This window comes from Micromonospora sp. WMMC241, from assembly GCF_027460165.1.
Taxonomy (GTDB): Bacteria; Actinomycetota; Actinomycetes; order Mycobacteriales; family Micromonosporaceae; genus Micromonospora; species Micromonospora humi.
The window spans coordinates 148,127-163,311 of sequence record NZ_JAPZBF010000001.1 but is presented as its reverse complement, the minus strand read 5'-3'; the positions used below and the strand labels follow the sequence as shown (position 1 = coordinate 163,311).

The window sequence follows — 15,185 nt, the reverse complement described above, 5'->3', positions numbered from 1 at the left end:
GAACGAAAGGCAGGCTCAGCGCGAATGATCACGAAGCTTCTCGTGGCCAACCGGGGGGAGATCGCCCGCCGGGTCCTCGCCACCTGCCGGGCGCTCGGCGTGGCGACCGTGGCCGTGCACTCGGACGCGGACGCCGACGCGCCGTTCGTGGCCGAGGCCGACCAGGCGGTCCACCTGCCGGGGAACACGCCGGCCGAGACGTACCTGCGGATCGACGCGATCCTGGACGCGGCGCGCCGGTCCGGCGCGGACGCCGTCCACCCCGGCTACGGCTTCCTCGCCGAGAACGCCGAGTTCGCGGCCGCGGTGACGGACGCCGGCCTGACCTGGGTGGGGCCGACGGCCAAGGCGATCGCCGCGATGGGCGACAAGATGGCCGCCAAGGCGCTGCTCGCCGACGCGGGCGTGCCGATGCTGCCCACCTGGACCGACCCCGATCAGGTGACCGACTTCCCGGTGCTGGTGAAGGCCAGCGCGGGCGGCGGCGGCCGGGGCATGCGGGTCGTCCGCGACGCCGCCGGGCTGGCCGAGGCCGTCGCGGGCGCGCGGCGCGAGGCGGCGGCGGCGTTCGGCGACGGCACCGTCTTCATCGAGCGGTACGTCGAGCGCGGCCGGCACGTCGAGGTGCAGATCTTCGGCGACACCCACGGCACGATCGTGGCGCTCGGCGTGCGCGACTGCTCGATCCAGCGCCGGCACCAGAAGATCGTCGAGGAGGCGCCCGGGGTGCTCCCCGACGACGTGCGCGAACGGCTGCACTCCGCGGCGGTGGCCGCCGGCCGGGCGGTGGACTACGTGGGTGCCGGCACTGTGGAGTTCCTGCTCGCGCCGGACGGGCAGGTGCACTTCCTGGAGATGAACACCCGTCTCCAGGTGGAGCACCCGGTCACCGAGCTGACCACCGGGCTCGACCTGGTCCGGCTGCAACTGCTGGTGGCCGAGGGCGAGCCGTTGCCGCTGTCGGCGACCCCGGCCGCCGAGGGCCACGCCATCGAGGTGCGGCTCTGCGCCGAGGAGCCGGCCGAGGGCTTCCGCCCGGCCACCGGCACGCTGCACCGGTTCGCGATCCCCGAGGTCGACGCCGAGTTCGGGCCGGCCCGCCGGCTACGCCTGGACTCGGGCGTGGTGGACGGCTCGACGGTGAGCGTGCACTACGACTCGATGCTGGCCAAGCTGGTCGCCTGGGCGCCGACCCGCGCCGAGGCGGCCCGCGCCCTGGCCGGCGCGCTGGTCCGGGCCGAGCTGCACGGCGTGGCCACCAACCGGGACCTGCTGGTCCGGGTGCTGCGCAGCCCGGACTTCGCCGCCGCCGACGTGGACACCGGCTTCCTGGACCGGCATCCCGAGGTCTTCGCACCGCTGCTGCCGGCCGACCAGTTTCCGCTGGCCGCGCTGGCGGCGGCGCTGGCCGGTGCGGCGGCGCGCCGGGCCGCCGCGCCGGTGCTGGCCGGACTGCCGTCGGGCTGGCGCAACGTGCCCGCCCTCCCCCAGCTCACCCGCTTCACCGACATCGAGATCAGCTACCGCCTCACCCGCACCGGCGCACTCGCCGAGTGGGAAAGGAAGGGCCCCTTCTTAACGCCTGAAGCAGAGCAGGGGCCCCCTCTCAACACCGAGCCGCAGCCGCGGGTGGAGCTGGTGAGCGCCGCGCCGGAGCGGGTGGTGCTCGACGTCGACGGGGTGCGGCACGCGTTCCGCGTACACCGGGTGGGTTCGTCGGTCTTCGTGGACGGCCCGGACGGGGCGGCGAGCCTCACCGAGCTGCCCCGGCTGCCCCGGCCCACCGCGGCGCTGGCGGCCGGGTCGCTGCTCGCGCCGCTGCCCGGCGCGGTGACCCGGGTGCACGTCGAGGTCGGCCAGCGGGTCACCGCCGGTGACCTGCTGCTAACGCTGGAAGCGATGAAGCTCGAACACCCCGTGCTCGCCCCGGCCGACGGCGTGGTGGCGGAGTTGCCGGTGCCGCCCGGCGGCCAGGTGGAGACGGGCGCGGTACTGGCCGTGGTCGACCCCGAGGAGGACCCGCAGTGAACTTCGACCTGACCGACGAACAGGATCAGCTCCGCGACGCCGTCCGGGCGCTGGGCCGCAGGTACGGCCACGAGTACTTCGTCCGCAAGGCCAAGGCCGGTGAGCACACCACCGAGCTGTGGCACGAGGCCGGCCGGCTCGGCTACCTCGGCGTCAACATCCCCACCGAGTACGGCGGCGGGGGCGGCGGCATCACCGAACTGGCGCTGGTCTGCGAGGAGCTGGCCGCAGCGGGCTGCCCGCTGCTGCTGCTCGTCGTCTCCCCCGCCATCGCGGCCACCGTGATCAACAAGCACGGTACGGAGGAGCAGCGCAAGCGGCACCTACCAGGCCTCGCCGACGGCTCCCAGAAGATCGTCTTCGCGATCACCGAGCCGGACGCCGGTTCGAACTTCCACCGGCTCGGCACGGTGGCCCGCCGCGACGGCGACGACTGGCTGCTCTCCGGCCGCAAGGTCTACATCTCCGGCGTCGACGAGGCCGACCACGTGCTGGTGGTGGCCCGCACCGAAGATTCATCGACCGGGAAGCTCAAGCCGGCGTTGTTCATCGTGCCGACCGACGCCCCCGGGCTGGAGAAGTCCAAGCTGGACATGGAGATCCTATCCCCGGAGAACCAGTTCCTGCTCTACCTGGACGACGTCCGGCTGCCCGCCGACGCACTGGTCGGGGAGTCGCTGGACGCCGGCCTGCCGGCGCTGTTCGCCGGCCTCAACCCGGAACGGATCACGGTGGCCGCGATGGGCGCCGGCACCGGCCGGTACGCGATCGAGAAGGCGTCCGACTACACCGCCACCCGCAAGGTCTGGGGCGGGCGTTCGATCGGCTCGCACCAGGGCGTGGCGCACCCGCTCGCGCACGCGGCCGTGCAGGTCGAACTGGCCCGCCTGATGATCCAGAAGGCGGCAACCCTGTACGACGCCGGCCGCGACCTGGAGGCCGGCGTCTCCGGCAACATGGCCAAGTACGCGGCCGGCGAGGCCGCCGCGCTCGCCGTGGACACCGCCGTCCAGGCGCTCGGCGGGGCCGGCATGACCACCGAGTACGGCGTGGCGACGCTGCTCGGCGCGGTGCGCGCCGGCCGGATCGCCCCGGTCAGCCGCGAGATGATCCTGAACTTCGTCGCCCAGCACGTCCTCGGCCAGGACAAGTCCTACTGACCGTCCACGCCGTCCCCGCCGCCGCACGGAACCCGTTCGACGCCGGCGGCGGGGGCGCGGAGACTGGCGGGGTGTGGGCGGGTGAGGTGGAGCGGGCGGGCGAGCGGCTGTACGCCGTCTTCGCCCGGCACCCGATGCCGTCCGACATGGCGGCGTGCGAGCACTGCGTGGACCCGGCGGACGTCGACCGCTTCCGGCGCACCCCGCTGCGCGCGCTGAACCCGGAACAGCTCGGCGGCTACCTCGGCAACTCGGGCACCTGGGGCGACGGGAGCGAACTGCCGCACCTGGTGCCCCGGCTGCTGACCGCTTACGCGGGCGGCGAGATGACCGACTGGTGGTGGCCGGCGACCGTGACCCGCCGGATCGGCGAGCAGTGGGCAGTCTGGACACCGGCCGAGCGGGACGCGGTCGAGGGCTTCCTCCGCGCCTGGTGGCGATGGACGTTGACCTCGTGGCCGTCGACATGCCCGGCGGAGGAGGTGCTGGACGCGGTGGCCGCACTGGAGCTGAGCGTCGACCCCTACCTCGCGGACTTCGCCGAACTGCCGGGCGAAGCGCCCATCCGCCACCTGGCGGAAATCGTGCGGTGGTCGGCGCCGAACGAGCGGTCCGGGCGGGAGCTGGCGCGCTGGTTGGCCTCCGACGTCCCGGCCGAGCTGCTGTGGACGGCTGCGGTGGCCGGTGCGGGCACTCCGCTCGGCGACGAGTTGGTCGAGGCGGCAGACCTGGTCGACCTGCTCCGAAGCACGCGCTGACCTCGTCGGTCGCGCTACGAGGAGAGATCTGGGTACGGAACCGCCCCTTGAGGGGCGCGGGCGTACCAAGATCTCGCGGGAGCGCGGGACGGAACTCAGGCGACAGTGCGGCAGGCGGCGTCTATCCGGTGGACCGGGCGGACCCGGCGACCCAGCCCCTCCAGCAGCGAGTCCTCCACGTGGAAGTCACGCACCCGGAGCTGCCGTCGGGGCAGCTCGTCCTCGCTCGGGCAGAGCACCTGCGCGCGTACCTGGCCGACCGGCAGGTAGCGGACACCGCCGCGTTCCTGGAGCAGCACCACGTCGACGTCGTCCACGGTCACGACGTGACCCCGGACGTCCTCCGTGACGCCCGGCGACGACTCGACGGTGGTCACGGTCAGCGGCAGCACCGGCGTAGTGATCACCGGCAGGGCGGCCCAGACCAGCATGGCCAGCACCGCCGCCTCGGTGACCGACGCGAGCGGCCGGATCACCGCCGCCGGCAGCGGGCCGGTCACGAAGAGCGCCAGCACCGGGGGTACGACCAGCAGCACCAGCGCGAGCGCCTCCCCCTGCCGGACGGCGTCGACCAGGGTGGGCCCGAGAAGCCAGAGGTATCCGGCGAAGCCGGCGGCGAGCAGCAGCAGCCGCGGCGCCCGCTGCTCGTGCAGCCGTTCCGGGCCGAGCTGGAAGGCGGCCACGAACGCGGGCAGCAGCAACGGCAGGTAGAGCAGCGGCCAGGTGACCAGCGCGAGCAGGAAGCTGGCCACGGCGAACCAGGCCGGCGTGCTGTCCACCCAGCGGGCGAAGAGCGGACGTCGCATCCCCGACGGCATCCGGTCCACGCTGGCCCGCAGCACCGCGCCGAGCGCGAAGACCGCGACCAGGGCGGTGGAGAGCAGCGCGGCGGCCGTGGTGAGGAAGCCGGCCAGCAGGTTCACCGTGCCGACGTTCGCCACCAGCAGCAGCGTGGTCTGCAGTTCGCCGCCCGCCTCGACGCCCAGCCGCAGCACCGAGAAGACCGCCGGCACACCGACCACCGCGGTCCAGAAGGACTGGGTGGCCCGGGCCCGGCGCGCCGCCGGGTCGACCGGCGACGGTACGGGCCGGGCGGGCGGCGCGCCGACCGACCCGGAACCGGCCGGGGCGGGACGGTCCGACCCGGAACCGGCCGGGGTCGGACGGTCCGGCGGGGCGGCGTCCGGGGTCGGACGGTCCGGCCCGGAACCGGCCGGGGTCGGACGGTCCGGCGGGGCGGCGTCCGGCACGTCGCCTTCGGGCGGGGCGGCCTCGGGCGGGGCGGTCATCGCCGGGGCGCCTTGTCGTCGAAGTCGACGAGCTTCGGCACGTGCAGCGGCTGCGGTTGGGACTTGTCGGCCTTGAGCCACGGCCCGAGCGTGCGGTTGTAGGCGGTCAGCCAGGGACTGCTGATCCCGTCCCGGCCCTCCAGGTAGCTCTTCTGGAGGGCGAACGCGACCAGGTCGCGCAGCGCCGGGTCACCGATCGGCACCCCGATGCCGAGCAGCTCGCTGGTGCCGAACGGCATGTCGACGATCTCGAACTCGGTCGGGTACTGGGAGAGGAAGCCGGCCAGGATGGTCTCGTCGGAGCTGACCGCGTCGTAGCGACGTTCCCGGATGCCGCGGACGCAGTCGCCGACGGTCTTCACCACGTACGCGCGGACCTGGTGCTTCTCCAGCTCCGCCTCGGTGGTGGAGCCGCCACTGGTGCAGATCCGCAGCTCCGGCCGGCGCAGGTCTTCGATGGTGCGGATGCGGTCGCGCAGCCGCGTCGGCACCATCACCTCCTGGGTGGTGACGAAGTAGGGCCCGGCGAAGCTGATCAGCTTCTCCCGTTCCTCGGTCATCGAGAAGCTGGACACGACCAGGTCGACGGTGCCGCCCTGGAGCGCGGGGATGCGGTCCTCGGTGGCCAGCGCCACCCACTGGATGCGCTGCTCACCCTGGAAGCCGAGCGACGCGGCGATGTAGCGGGCGATCTCGACGTCGAAGCCGACGTGCGCGCCGTCGCGCAGGGCCCCCATCAGCGGCTCGGTCTCGGATATCCCGATCTTGATCTTTGCCTGACCGTCGACGTGCGACTCGTGCAACTTGTCGAGGACCGAGGGCAGTGGCGGTTCGCGACGGTTGTCGCAGCCGGCGGCGGCGGCCAGGGTGAGCGTCAACGCCACGGCCAGCGTGGTGGCGAGCGAGCGGAGCCGGTGGCGGGGAGAGACCTCAGGCATCGGGCACCTCGATCACGGACACGACGACGGGGCACTCAGAGTAGCCGCCACCACACAATCGGCTGCGTTCCTGCCGGCCCGGGGTGCGGCGGGCGCCCGATCACCCGCCGCACCCCGGGGGTCCGTCAGCGGACGGTCAGCGTGCCGACCGCGGGCCGCGGCGTGGCCACCGGCGGCAGCCGCTTCGGCTCGCCCCGGCCCGGCTCGCCGGCGCGGGCCAACTCGCTCTTGGAGGCGTCCGCCCGCTCGGGCGCCGCCTCCTCCTCAAACGGCTGGGAGTCACCGACGCAGAGCGTGCCCTTGGCCGGCGGCTTGCCGGTGAGCAGGTAGGCGTCGATCCGGCTGGTCACGCACGCCGAGGTGCCGTACGCGGTGTGCCCCCAGCTGTCGCTGCTCAGCAGCCGGCTGTTCGGCAGCAGCCTGGCCGAGCCGACCGCGCCCTGGTAGTTGGTGGCCGGGTCCCAGTAGTTGCCGACCACCAGCACCGGGGCGGCGGTGGTGCGGTTGAACGGGCCGGTGTAGGCGTCCTCGTCGCGCACCGTCCAGGTGTTGCGGGCGCAGGGCGAGGTGCCCCAGGCCCAGGCCCGCCCGAAGTACGGTGCCCGCTGGTCCTCCTTGGCCGACAGCGCCGGCCAGGCGTCCGCACTCTTCGGGTGGTAGGCGTCGGTGCAGTCCACGGTCAGGAACGTCTCCAGCCCGTTGTTGTACGGGAAGTCGTATCCCCGCTGCTGCCGGGCCTGCGCGGCGCGGGCGGCGAGCGCCTTGCGGGCCGTCGCGGTGGCGGCCTTGCCGGCGGCCGGGTCGGTCGCGTCCAGCAGCAGGACGGTGATCTCCACGACGGACGACCAGCCGTACGGGTCGTAGAGCGCGCCGAGGGTGGCGCCGACGAAGTCGGCGTAGCTGACGGTGTACGAGCCGTAGTCCGGGTCGTCGATCACCACCGGCTTCTTGCGCAGCCGCTTGGCCACCGTCTCGTAGGCGGCCACCGGGTTGCCCTTGGCGGCCAGCTCGCACTTGTCGGCGCCGACCTTGCCGCACCGGACCAGGATCTCGTGCAGCGCCTCGTAGGCGCCGTCGGCGCTGCGCAGCCGGGTCTCCTGGAGCTGGTTGCGGGCCTTGCCCTGGCCGACCCAGGCGTTGGGGTTGAGCACGCCGTCGACGACGAGCGCGCGGAACCGGTCCGGGAACATGTTGGCGTAGTACTGGCCCAGCGCGGTGCCGTAGCTGAAGCCCAGGTAGCTGAGCTTCTTGTCGCCGACCGCCCGGCGCAGCACGTCCATGTCGCGGGCCACCTCGGCGGTGGACGCCGCGCCGGTCAACGGCTTGCCGGTGGTCGAGCACGCCTTGCCGACCGCCTTGGACGAGGCGACGTACGCCTTCTCCTCGGCCTTCGTCCACGGGAACGCGACGTTCAGCCCGGCGTACGCCCGGGTCTGCTCCTTCACCGACGGGAAGCACTTGATGTTGTCGCTGGCCGCCACGCCGCGCGGGTCGACGCCGACGATGTCGAAGCGGTCGAGCAGGTCGTCGCCGAGGAAGTAGGGTGCGGCGAGTGCGATGTCCGTGCCGGAGCCGCCCGGGCCACCCGGGTTGAGGAAGAGGCTGCCGACCTTGTGCTGCCGGTCGCGGGCCTTGACCCGGAGCAGCGCGACCTCGGTGGTGGCGCCCTTCGGGTTGTCGTAGTCCAGCGGCAGCCGGACCGTCGCGCACTCGGCGTAGTCGTAGCAGGCGTACCAGTCGAGTTTGGGCGTGGGCACGCGGTCCACCCGGCGTGCCTCGGCCGTGCTGGTGCGGTCGTACGTGGGCGCTTGCGCTGCCGGCGCGGCGGCCGCGGCGGGCGCGACGGCCGATCCGGCGAGGAGGATCCCGGCGATCCCTGTTGCGGCGAGGGACCGGACTACTCGGGGCATGTGGCTGCCTTCCGGTGGGGAACAGATCCGTCGAGGAGACCTCGACCCTCGTCACTCTAGGGATCGACGGCCATCGGAGGTGCCCCGCAAAAGCGGATCGATGTGGCAAAAGGCCAATGGACGTAACGAATTTTTCTTGATCGACGCTTTTCGCGATCCTCTGTGGAACGGATCAGTGACGGGAAGCCGTCCCGGGCCGGCGGTTGACAGGCCGGCCTGCTGGGCCATGCTTGTCGGGTGAGTTCGTTCCCGAGGTCGAATGCGCGGACGAAGGCCCTCGTCGCCTCCGTGGCGACGGTGGCCGCGCTGGTGACGCTGGCGGCCTGGCGACCGCCCGGCATCCTGTCGGTCGTGCTGGCCCTGGTCTGTGTCGTACTCGGCATGGTCGCCGGGGTGACGATCACCGCCGCCCGGCAGTCCGGCGGCGGTGGCGTCGACACCCCGCGGGCTCAGGGCTGGCCGGTCCCCGACCCGGGGTACGGGGTGGACGCCGACACGCTCGAGGCGATCGACCCGCGTGCGGTGCGGAACCTGCGCACGCCGGGCGGCCACCCGGTCGACGCGGACACGCTGGAGACGCTCGACCCGAGGTCGGTGCGGCAGCAGCAGCGCGCCGGAAACGGGCTCAGCGACCGGTGAGGGTGGGGCGGGCGAGCGCGTTCACGCCCTGCCCGGCCAGGCAGCGATAGGTGCGGTCGGCCTCGGTCGCAGCCGGCGGCAACACTTCGAGGTTCCACCCGGTCGCCTTCTCGACGCCGCTGACCAGGCGGAACGTGCCGGTGTTGCAGACCTTGCGGACGGCCGGGTCGGCGGTCACCGCGTCGTGCGCCGCCCCGGCGAGCGCGGCCGGCAGGTCGCCCGCCGCGTAGGTCTCCCAGGTGTGCTGCCCGTCGCACGGCACCCGGCTCGCCTCGGCCCGGTCCCGGCGCAGCCGCACCGGGCCGTAGCACTCCAACTCGGACCCGCAACGCGCGCCGGCCGGGAGCCGGACGTCGGCGGAGGCGCAGCCGGGCAGTGGCGTCGCCCCGGCCACGCCGGTGGCCAGCACCGTCGGCGACACCGCGGGCGGCGGCCCGCCGGCCAGCCAGGCGCCGCCGCCGGCGGAGGCGGCCAGCGCGAGCACGCCCGCCCCGCCGAGGAACCAGCGCCTCGGCCAGCGCCGGCTCCGCGTCGGCACGGTCGGGTGGTCGTCCTTGGCGGGCTGCCGCGGGCTCGGCCCGCCGGTACGGCCGTACGGGCCGCCGGTGCCGACGAACGGGGGCGTCGGAGCGCCCGGGTCGAGCGGGAGCGCGGCGAGCATGCCGCGCAGCTCGACGGCGGAGGGCCGCTCACCCGGGTCGTTGGACATGCCCAGGCGCAGCACGTCGATCAGTTCCTCGGGCACCCCGGGCAGGCCGGGGATCGGCTGTTGGAACATCTCCAGCACGGTGACCAGGCTCGGATTGCGCTCGGACTGCCAGCGCGGGGGGCGGCCGTGCATCACCGCGTAGAGCGTGGCGCAGAGCGCGTAGACGTCCACGGCCGGGCTGGGCGGGCTGTGGCTGAACATCTCCGGCGGCGCGTACGCCGGGGTGAGGACCTCCAGCGTGACCGAGGCGTCGCGCACCTCGGCCAGCACCGCCAGCCCGAAGTCGGCGAGCACCGCCGAGTTGAACTCGGAGTGCAGGATGTTGGCCGGCTTGACGTCGCGGTGCAGCACGCCTGCCGCGTGCGAGTGGGCCAGCGCGTCGGCGATCTTCACGCCGAGGTCGCGGGTCTCCGCCGCGTCCAGCGGCGAGGTGCGCATCCGTTCCGCGTACGAGCCGTCGCAGAGCTCCATGATCAGGTAGGGGTGCTGGTCGACGGTGACCCCGACGTCGAAGAGGTCGACCACGTGCGGGTGCGACGACATCCGGCCGGCGGCCCGGGCCTCGCGCAGGAACCGGGCCTGGTCGCGCTCGCTGTCCAGCGTCCGGTTCTCGACCTTGACCGCCACCTCCCGCCCCACCGAGATCTGGGTCGCCCGGTAGACGGTGGCGTAACCACCGCGGGCGAAAACCTCCAGATCGGTCAGACCGGGCACGATGGGCAGCCGCAGGGCGCCGGGCGGGGTCTCGGTCACGGCTCGAAAATACCCAACGGTCCTGGTCGGTCAGCGCGCCGCGTCGGAGGCCGGCACCGGCACGGAGTCGCCCGACCCGGTCGGGACGGTCGGATCGGCGGTCGCCCGGCGCGCGTCCCACCACAGGCCGGCGGCGGTCGCCAGCGCGCCCAGGCCCTCCCACGCGGCCACCCCGAAGAACCGCCCCGGTGCCACGTCGGAGAGCACCGCGATGGTGAACACGGTGAACGTGACCAGCCGGAACCAGACCGTGAAGCGGTAGAACGGGCGCCACTCGGTGGCCACCGCGAGCAGGTAGTAGACGCCCATGTTGAACGAGGCCATCGAGGCGGCGGTGAGGAACGTGCCGGTGTAGTCGCCCGGCGCGCGCTCGGCCGGCACCTCGAAGCCGAGCAGGCGCAGCTGGGTCTCCGGCCAGATCAGGCCCAGCGCGCCGAGCAGCAGCGCCAGCAGCCCGAAGACCGCGATCGTCCAGCCGGCGCCGGAGCGCGGCAGCCTCATCGTCCCTCCTCATGCACCCGCGGCGGTGCTCGCCCACACGCGCCGCCGCCCCACGCTAACCGCCCGCACCGTCGAACACATCCCCGGAACCGGCAGAACCGGAAGTGCTCAGCCGGCGAGGAGGCGGGCCCGCAGCGCGTCGGCGGCGGCCCGTTCGCTGCGCTGCTCGGTGGCGTACGCCAGGCGCACCGCCTCCTCGGCACTGGCCAGCGCCTCGGCCGGACGGCCGCAGGCGTCCAGCGCCTCGGCCAGCACCAGTCGCGCCACCACCTGGCTGCGGACGTCCTCGGCCGGGGCGGAGATCGCCCGCTGCGCCCAGTCCAGCGCCTGCTCCCGCTGGCCGTGGGCGAGCAGCGCGCCGGCGTACCGGGCCATCGTCTGGCGCCGGGAGAACAGCAACGAGGGCGCGTCGGCCGCCCCGGTGGCCACCGGGGCGAGCAGCCCCACCGCGGTGCCCGGGTCACCGGCCGCGACCCGCGCCATGGCCAGCAGCACCCGCGGCGCGACCTGGGCCGGCGCCTGCGGGTTGTGCGGTTCCACACTGGTCAGCACCGAACGCGCCTCCCGCTCGGCGGTCTCGCAGTCGCCCATCTCCAGCGCGACGAAGCCGCGCAGCGTGCCGGCCATCCCGGTGAGCAGTGGATGGGTGGTGCGGTCGGCGTACTCGAGGGCGTCGCAGAACAGGTCGGCCGCATGTTCCGGCTCGCCCAGCCCGCGCGCCACCACGCCGCGCACCACCAGCGCGAAGCCCTGCCCCCAGTCGTCACCCACCTCGGCGAAGTCCCGGTACGCGCGCCGCGCCGCCCGGTCCGCCTCGGCCAGGTCGCCCAGCTCGGCCGTGGCGTACGCCTCGACCGCCCGCAGCGTGCCCACCGCCCACGCCTCACCGACCCGTTCCCCGAACGGCAGGAACACCCGGGCCAGCCGGCACGCCTCCCGCAGCCGGCCGGCGAGCAGCCGGGCGAACGCGGTGGTGCCGCGCAGCCAGGCCCGCCCGTACGGGTCCTTCAGCTCGGCGAAGAGCCGCGCGGCGCGGCCGAGCACCGCGTCGGTGCCGGCGAAGTCGCCCCGGGTGGTGGTCACCCAGGCCAGGTTCTGCAACGACCACGCCTGCCCGCGCGGGTCCCGCGCGGCGAGACTGACCTGGTAGGAGGCGGCCAGCCGGCTGCTCGCCTGCCCGAGCCGGCCGGCGATGAAGTCGGCCATGCCGAGCCGGCGCATCGCCGAGCCACGCACGGTCGGCAGGTCCGCGTCGGTGGCGACCTGCAACGCCTCCTGATAGCTGCGCTCGGCCCGCTCGGCGTCACCCAGGGTCTGCTGGGCCTGCCCGGCGAGCAGCAGCGCGGCGGCCCGGGTGGCCGGTTCGCCGGCGTTCGCGGCGATCTTCTCGGCCGAGGCGAGCGCGTCGGCCGGGCGGCCGATCTGCAACAGCGCCCGGGCGTGCACCACCCGGTCGGCCGGGGGCACCGCGCCCCGGGCCAGCTCGGCCGCGCGTTCGGCGTACTCGACGGCAAGGGCCGGCTCGCCCAGCCGCAGCGACCGGCGGGCGGCCCGGCCCAGCGCGGCCACGCCCAGGTCCGCGACCGCCCGGGCCGGCGCGTCCGGGCGGAGCTTCACCGCGTCGGCCAGCGCGGTGGCCCGCTCGACGTGCTCGGCGACGAAGTCGTCCCGGGCCGCCTCGGTGAACCCGCCCGCCGGGGCGCCGGCCGGGGACACGCTCTCCGGCGCGGCCCAGCGGGCCAGCGCGGCGTGCCGCTCGGCCAGCTCGGCCTTGCTCACCCCGGCGTACGCGGCCTCCCGCATCAGCGGGGTGGCGAAGGCGAAGCCGGTGCGCGTGCGGTGCAGCATGCGGCGTTGCAGCAGTTCCTCGACTGCCCGCTCCCACTCGACCGCGGCCACCGCGGCGGGCCGACCGTCCCGCCCGGCCCGCTGCTCGCGCAGCGCCTCCAGCGCGCCGGCGACCGCGGCGTCGCCGACGACCGCGGCGTCGCGCAGCACCGAGCGGGCGTCCGGCGGCAGTGCGTCGATCCGCGCCGCGAGGACGGCGGCCAGGTCCCGGGAGAGCAACCGGCTGCCCAGCGAGCCGGGAGCCAGGCGCCAGGACACGTCCGCGCCGCGGCCCGGGCCGGCGGTCAGCGCCCCGCGCTCCATCAGCAGCGTGACCAGCTCGGCCAGGTAGAACGGGTTGCCCTGGGCGGTGGCGAGCAGCCGGTCGGTGTCGGCCTGGGGCAGCCGGCCCCCGGCCAGATAACTGGTGAGCAGCCGGGCCGCGTCCGCGCCGCGCAACGGCGGCAGCGCGTGCACCTCGGCGTCCGCGAGCCGGGTCAGCGCGCCGGCGGTCCGCACCAGTTCGGGGCGGCCGAGCAGCAGCACCAGCACCGGGCCGGCGAGCCGGTTGAGGGTCAGCGCGAGCGCCTTGACCGTCTCGGCGGTGGCATCGTGCAGGTCGTCCACCACGATCACCATCGGCGCCTCGCCGGCGAGCGCGCTGAGCAGGTCCGCGACCGCGTTCGGCACCGCCTCGGCGTCCGGTGGCGCGGTGGCGGCGTTCCACTCGACGCTGTCCGCGGCGGGCGGCAGCTCGGCGTACCCGAGCAGGGCCAGGAGCTGGTCCACGGCGATCGGTGGCGGGTCGCCGGGGAGCCGGGCGAGGCGCTGGCCGAGCCGGCGCAGCCGCTCCTCGACGGCCGGCCGGGTGACCGCGGTGGCCGCGTCGTTGGGCAGGCCGACCGCGGCGCGGACCAGGTCGGCCAGGGGCGCCAGCCGGCGCCGCTCGCCGAACGCGGCGCAGCGGACCGAGAGCACCCGGGCGCCGGTGTGCGCCGCGTACCGGCCGGCGCCGACGTCGTAGCCGGCGGCGAGACGTTCCACCTCGGCGGCGAACCGGGACTTGCCGATGCCCGCCTCGGCAGTCATCAGCAGCACCCGGGGCTCGCCCCGGTCGATCACCTCGGCGAGCCGGCCGGCGATCCGACCGATCTCGGTCTCCCGGCCCACGTAGGGCGCCTCGTCGCCGAGGCCGGACCGGGTGCCCGGCGCGTCCAGCAGGCCCAGCAGCTCGTACGCCTCGACCGGCTCGCGCTTGCCCTTGAGCCGCAGCGGGCGCAGCGCCCGCCAGGAGGCGACGTGCCGGGTCGCGGTGGAGGTCCGCGCGCCGGCGTAGATCGCGCCGACCGCGGCGGCGTCGGCCAGCCGCGCGGCGGTGTTCACCGTGTCGCCGATGACCGTGTATTCGATCGCGGCCTGGATGCCGGCGATGACGTCCCCGGTGTTGAGCCCGACCCGCAGGCCCAGCGGCGCGCCGCCGCCCCGCTCGTCGTCGAGCACCCGGCGGACGGCCCGCTGCATGGACAGCGCCGCCCGCACCGCACGCTCGGCGTCGTCCTCGTGCGCGACAGGCGCGCCGAAGACCGCCATGATCCCGTCGCCGGTGAGCTTGTCGACGTGCCCGCCGAACGTCTTGACGGCGCCGGCCAGGGCGGCGAGCACCCGGTCGGTGACCGCGCCGACCCGCTCCGGGTCGAGATCCTCCGACCAGGAGGTGAATTCGGAGAGGTCGCCGAAGAGCACGGTGACCACGCGGCGCTCGGCGGCCGGCAGGGTGGCCGCGGCCGGCAGCGCCGCGCCGCAGTTGTGGCAGAACCGCGCGCCGGGCACCGCGACGGTCCCGCACACCGGGCAGGTCACGGCTGCTCCACCCCGAGGTGTTCGAGCTGGGCGCGGACGGACCACTCGGCGGCCCACCACAGCGACCGGTCGACGTCGGCGTAGACCACGGCGACCACCTCGGGCGCGGTGGTGGCGCCGGCGGCCACGGCGGCGCGCACCTGGTCGAGTCGGGCCCGCCGGTGGGCCAGGTAGAACTCGGCCGCCGCGCCGCAGTCGGCCAGCGCCGGGCCGTGACCCGGAAGCGCCGGGACCCCCCGGTACGTGGACAGCAGCTCCAGGCTCGACAGGTAGTCCCCGAGGTGCCCGTCCGGGTGGGCGACCACTGTGGTGCCCCGGCCGAGGATGGTGTCGCCGGTCAGCACGACCCGCTGGCCGTCGTGCTCGACCAGGAGGCAGACCGAGTCGGCGGTGTGCCCGGGGGTGCTCAGCAGCCGGAGCGTCATCCCGAAGCCGCCGAAGTACTCCACCGGCCCGGTCAGCGGCTCACCGCCGGCGGTGTGCGCCGGGTCGGCGGCGAGCACCGGCACGCCGCCGAGCAGCTCGCGCAGCCGCGGCGCGCCCTCGGTGTGGTCCGGGTGCCCGTGCGTGATCAGCACGAACCCGACCGGCCCGTGCGCGGCGATCGCGGCCAGGTGCCCCTCGTCCGCCGGCCCCGGGTCGACCACCACTGCCGGCGCGTCCGGAGCGGCCCGCAGCACCCAGGTGTTGGTCCCGTCGAGCGTCATCGGCCCCGGGTTGGGCGCACGCAGCAGCGACACCCACCCCGGCAGTTCGTCCAGGAGCGCCCCTGCGGCCCCCGTCACACGCCCACCCATGGCAGCGATCGTACGA

Annotated in this window: 11 protein-coding genes; 4 read left to right on the top strand and 7 right to left on the bottom strand. The window is 74.8% G+C overall.

The window, feature by feature from the left end; translation table 11 throughout:
- Positions 1–24: 24 nt before the first annotated feature.
- The 3 genes from O7598_RS00820 (at position 25) to O7598_RS00810 (ending at position 3,946) form a co-directional block, all read left to right on the top strand.
- Positions 25–2,028, top strand: a complete 2,004-nt coding sequence (locus O7598_RS00820; protein WP_269689556.1) for an ATP-binding protein — start codon at positions 25–27, stop codon at positions 2,026–2,028.
- Positions 2,025–3,188 carry an acyl-CoA dehydrogenase family protein gene (locus O7598_RS00815; RefSeq protein ID WP_269689555.1) on the top strand — a complete coding sequence of 388 codons (1,164 nt, stop codon included), beginning with the start codon at positions 2,025–2,027 and terminating at the stop codon, positions 3,186–3,188. Before O7598_RS00820 ends, O7598_RS00815 begins: the two co-directional genes overlap by 4 nt.
- Before the next feature lie 71 nt (positions 3,189–3,259).
- The gene (locus O7598_RS00810; protein ID WP_269689554.1) at positions 3,260–3,946 is read left to right on the top strand and encodes a hypothetical protein; all 687 of its coding nucleotides are present in this window, start codon (positions 3,260–3,262) and stop codon (positions 3,944–3,946) included.
- A gap of 95 nt (positions 3,947–4,041) precedes the next feature.
- Here O7598_RS00810 and O7598_RS00805 read toward each other — a convergent pair whose 3' ends face one another.
- The 3 genes from O7598_RS00805 to O7598_RS00795 form a co-directional block, all read right to left on the bottom strand.
- The gene (locus O7598_RS00805) at positions 4,042–5,235 is read right to left on the bottom strand and encodes a hypothetical protein (RefSeq protein WP_269689553.1); all 1,194 of its coding nucleotides are present in this window, start codon (positions 5,233–5,235) and stop codon (positions 4,042–4,044) included.
- Positions 5,232–6,173, bottom strand: a complete 942-nt coding sequence (locus O7598_RS00800) for a transporter substrate-binding domain-containing protein (RefSeq protein WP_269689552.1) — start codon at positions 6,171–6,173, stop codon at positions 5,232–5,234. Before O7598_RS00800 ends, O7598_RS00805 begins: the two co-directional genes overlap by 4 nt.
- A gap of 125 nt (positions 6,174–6,298) precedes the next feature.
- The gene (locus O7598_RS00795) at positions 6,299–8,083 is read right to left on the bottom strand and encodes an alpha/beta hydrolase (protein WP_269689551.1); all 1,785 of its coding nucleotides are present in this window, start codon (positions 8,081–8,083) and stop codon (positions 6,299–6,301) included.
- Positions 8,084–8,320: 237 nt separating this feature from the next.
- Between O7598_RS00795 and O7598_RS00790 the strand changes: the two genes are divergently transcribed.
- On the top strand, positions 8,321–8,722 hold the full coding sequence (locus O7598_RS00790) for a hypothetical protein (protein WP_269689550.1): 402 nt from the start codon (positions 8,321–8,323) through the stop codon (positions 8,720–8,722).
- Here O7598_RS00790 and O7598_RS00785 read toward each other — a convergent pair.
- The 4 genes from O7598_RS00785 to O7598_RS00770 all read right to left on the bottom strand — a co-directional run bounded on the left by O7598_RS00785 (position 8,709) and on the right by O7598_RS00770 (position 15,169).
- On the bottom strand, positions 8,709–10,184 hold the full coding sequence (locus tag O7598_RS00785; protein ID WP_269689549.1) for a serine/threonine-protein kinase: 1,476 nt from the start codon (positions 10,182–10,184) through the stop codon (positions 8,709–8,711). The two genes, O7598_RS00790 and O7598_RS00785, sit on opposite strands and share 14 nt — an antisense overlap.
- 30 nt (positions 10,185–10,214) lie before the next feature.
- Complete coding sequence (locus tag O7598_RS00780; protein ID WP_091070266.1) at positions 10,215–10,685, bottom strand: hypothetical protein; 471 nt, start codon at positions 10,683–10,685, stop codon at positions 10,215–10,217.
- Between the two features lie 108 nt (positions 10,686–10,793).
- The gene (locus O7598_RS00775) at positions 10,794–14,372 is read right to left on the bottom strand and encodes an adenylate/guanylate cyclase domain-containing protein (RefSeq protein ID WP_269689548.1); all 3,579 of its coding nucleotides are present in this window, start codon (positions 14,370–14,372) and stop codon (positions 10,794–10,796) included.
- Positions 14,369–15,169: an MBL fold metallo-hydrolase gene (locus O7598_RS00770; protein WP_269689547.1), complete on the bottom strand. Its 801-nt coding sequence runs from the start codon at positions 15,167–15,169 to the stop codon at positions 14,369–14,371. Before O7598_RS00770 ends, O7598_RS00775 begins: the two co-directional genes overlap by 4 nt.
- Positions 15,170–15,185: the final 16 nt, after the last annotated feature.

Excerpts from the sequence above, each read along its gene's own strand:
- O7598_RS00770 (WP_269689547.1), bottom strand. The coding sequence starts at position 15,169 with ATGGGTGGGCGTGTGACGGGGGCCGCAGGGGCGCTCCTGGACGAACTG.
- O7598_RS00780 (WP_091070266.1), bottom strand. The coding sequence starts at position 10,685 with ATGAGGCTGCCGCGCTCCGGCGCCGGCTGGACGATCGCGGTCTTCGGG.
- O7598_RS00800 (WP_269689552.1), bottom strand. The coding sequence starts at position 6,173 with ATGCCTGAGGTCTCTCCCCGCCACCGGCTCCGCTCGCTCGCCACCACG.
- O7598_RS00805 (WP_269689553.1), bottom strand. The coding sequence starts at position 5,235 with ATGACCGCCCCGCCCGAGGCCGCCCCGCCCGAAGGCGACGTGCCGGAC.
- O7598_RS00795 (WP_269689551.1), bottom strand. The coding sequence starts at position 8,083 with ATGCCCCGAGTAGTCCGGTCCCTCGCCGCAACAGGGATCGCCGGGATC.
- O7598_RS00820 (WP_269689556.1), top strand. The coding sequence starts at position 25 with ATGATCACGAAGCTTCTCGTGGCCAACCGGGGGGAGATCGCCCGCCGG.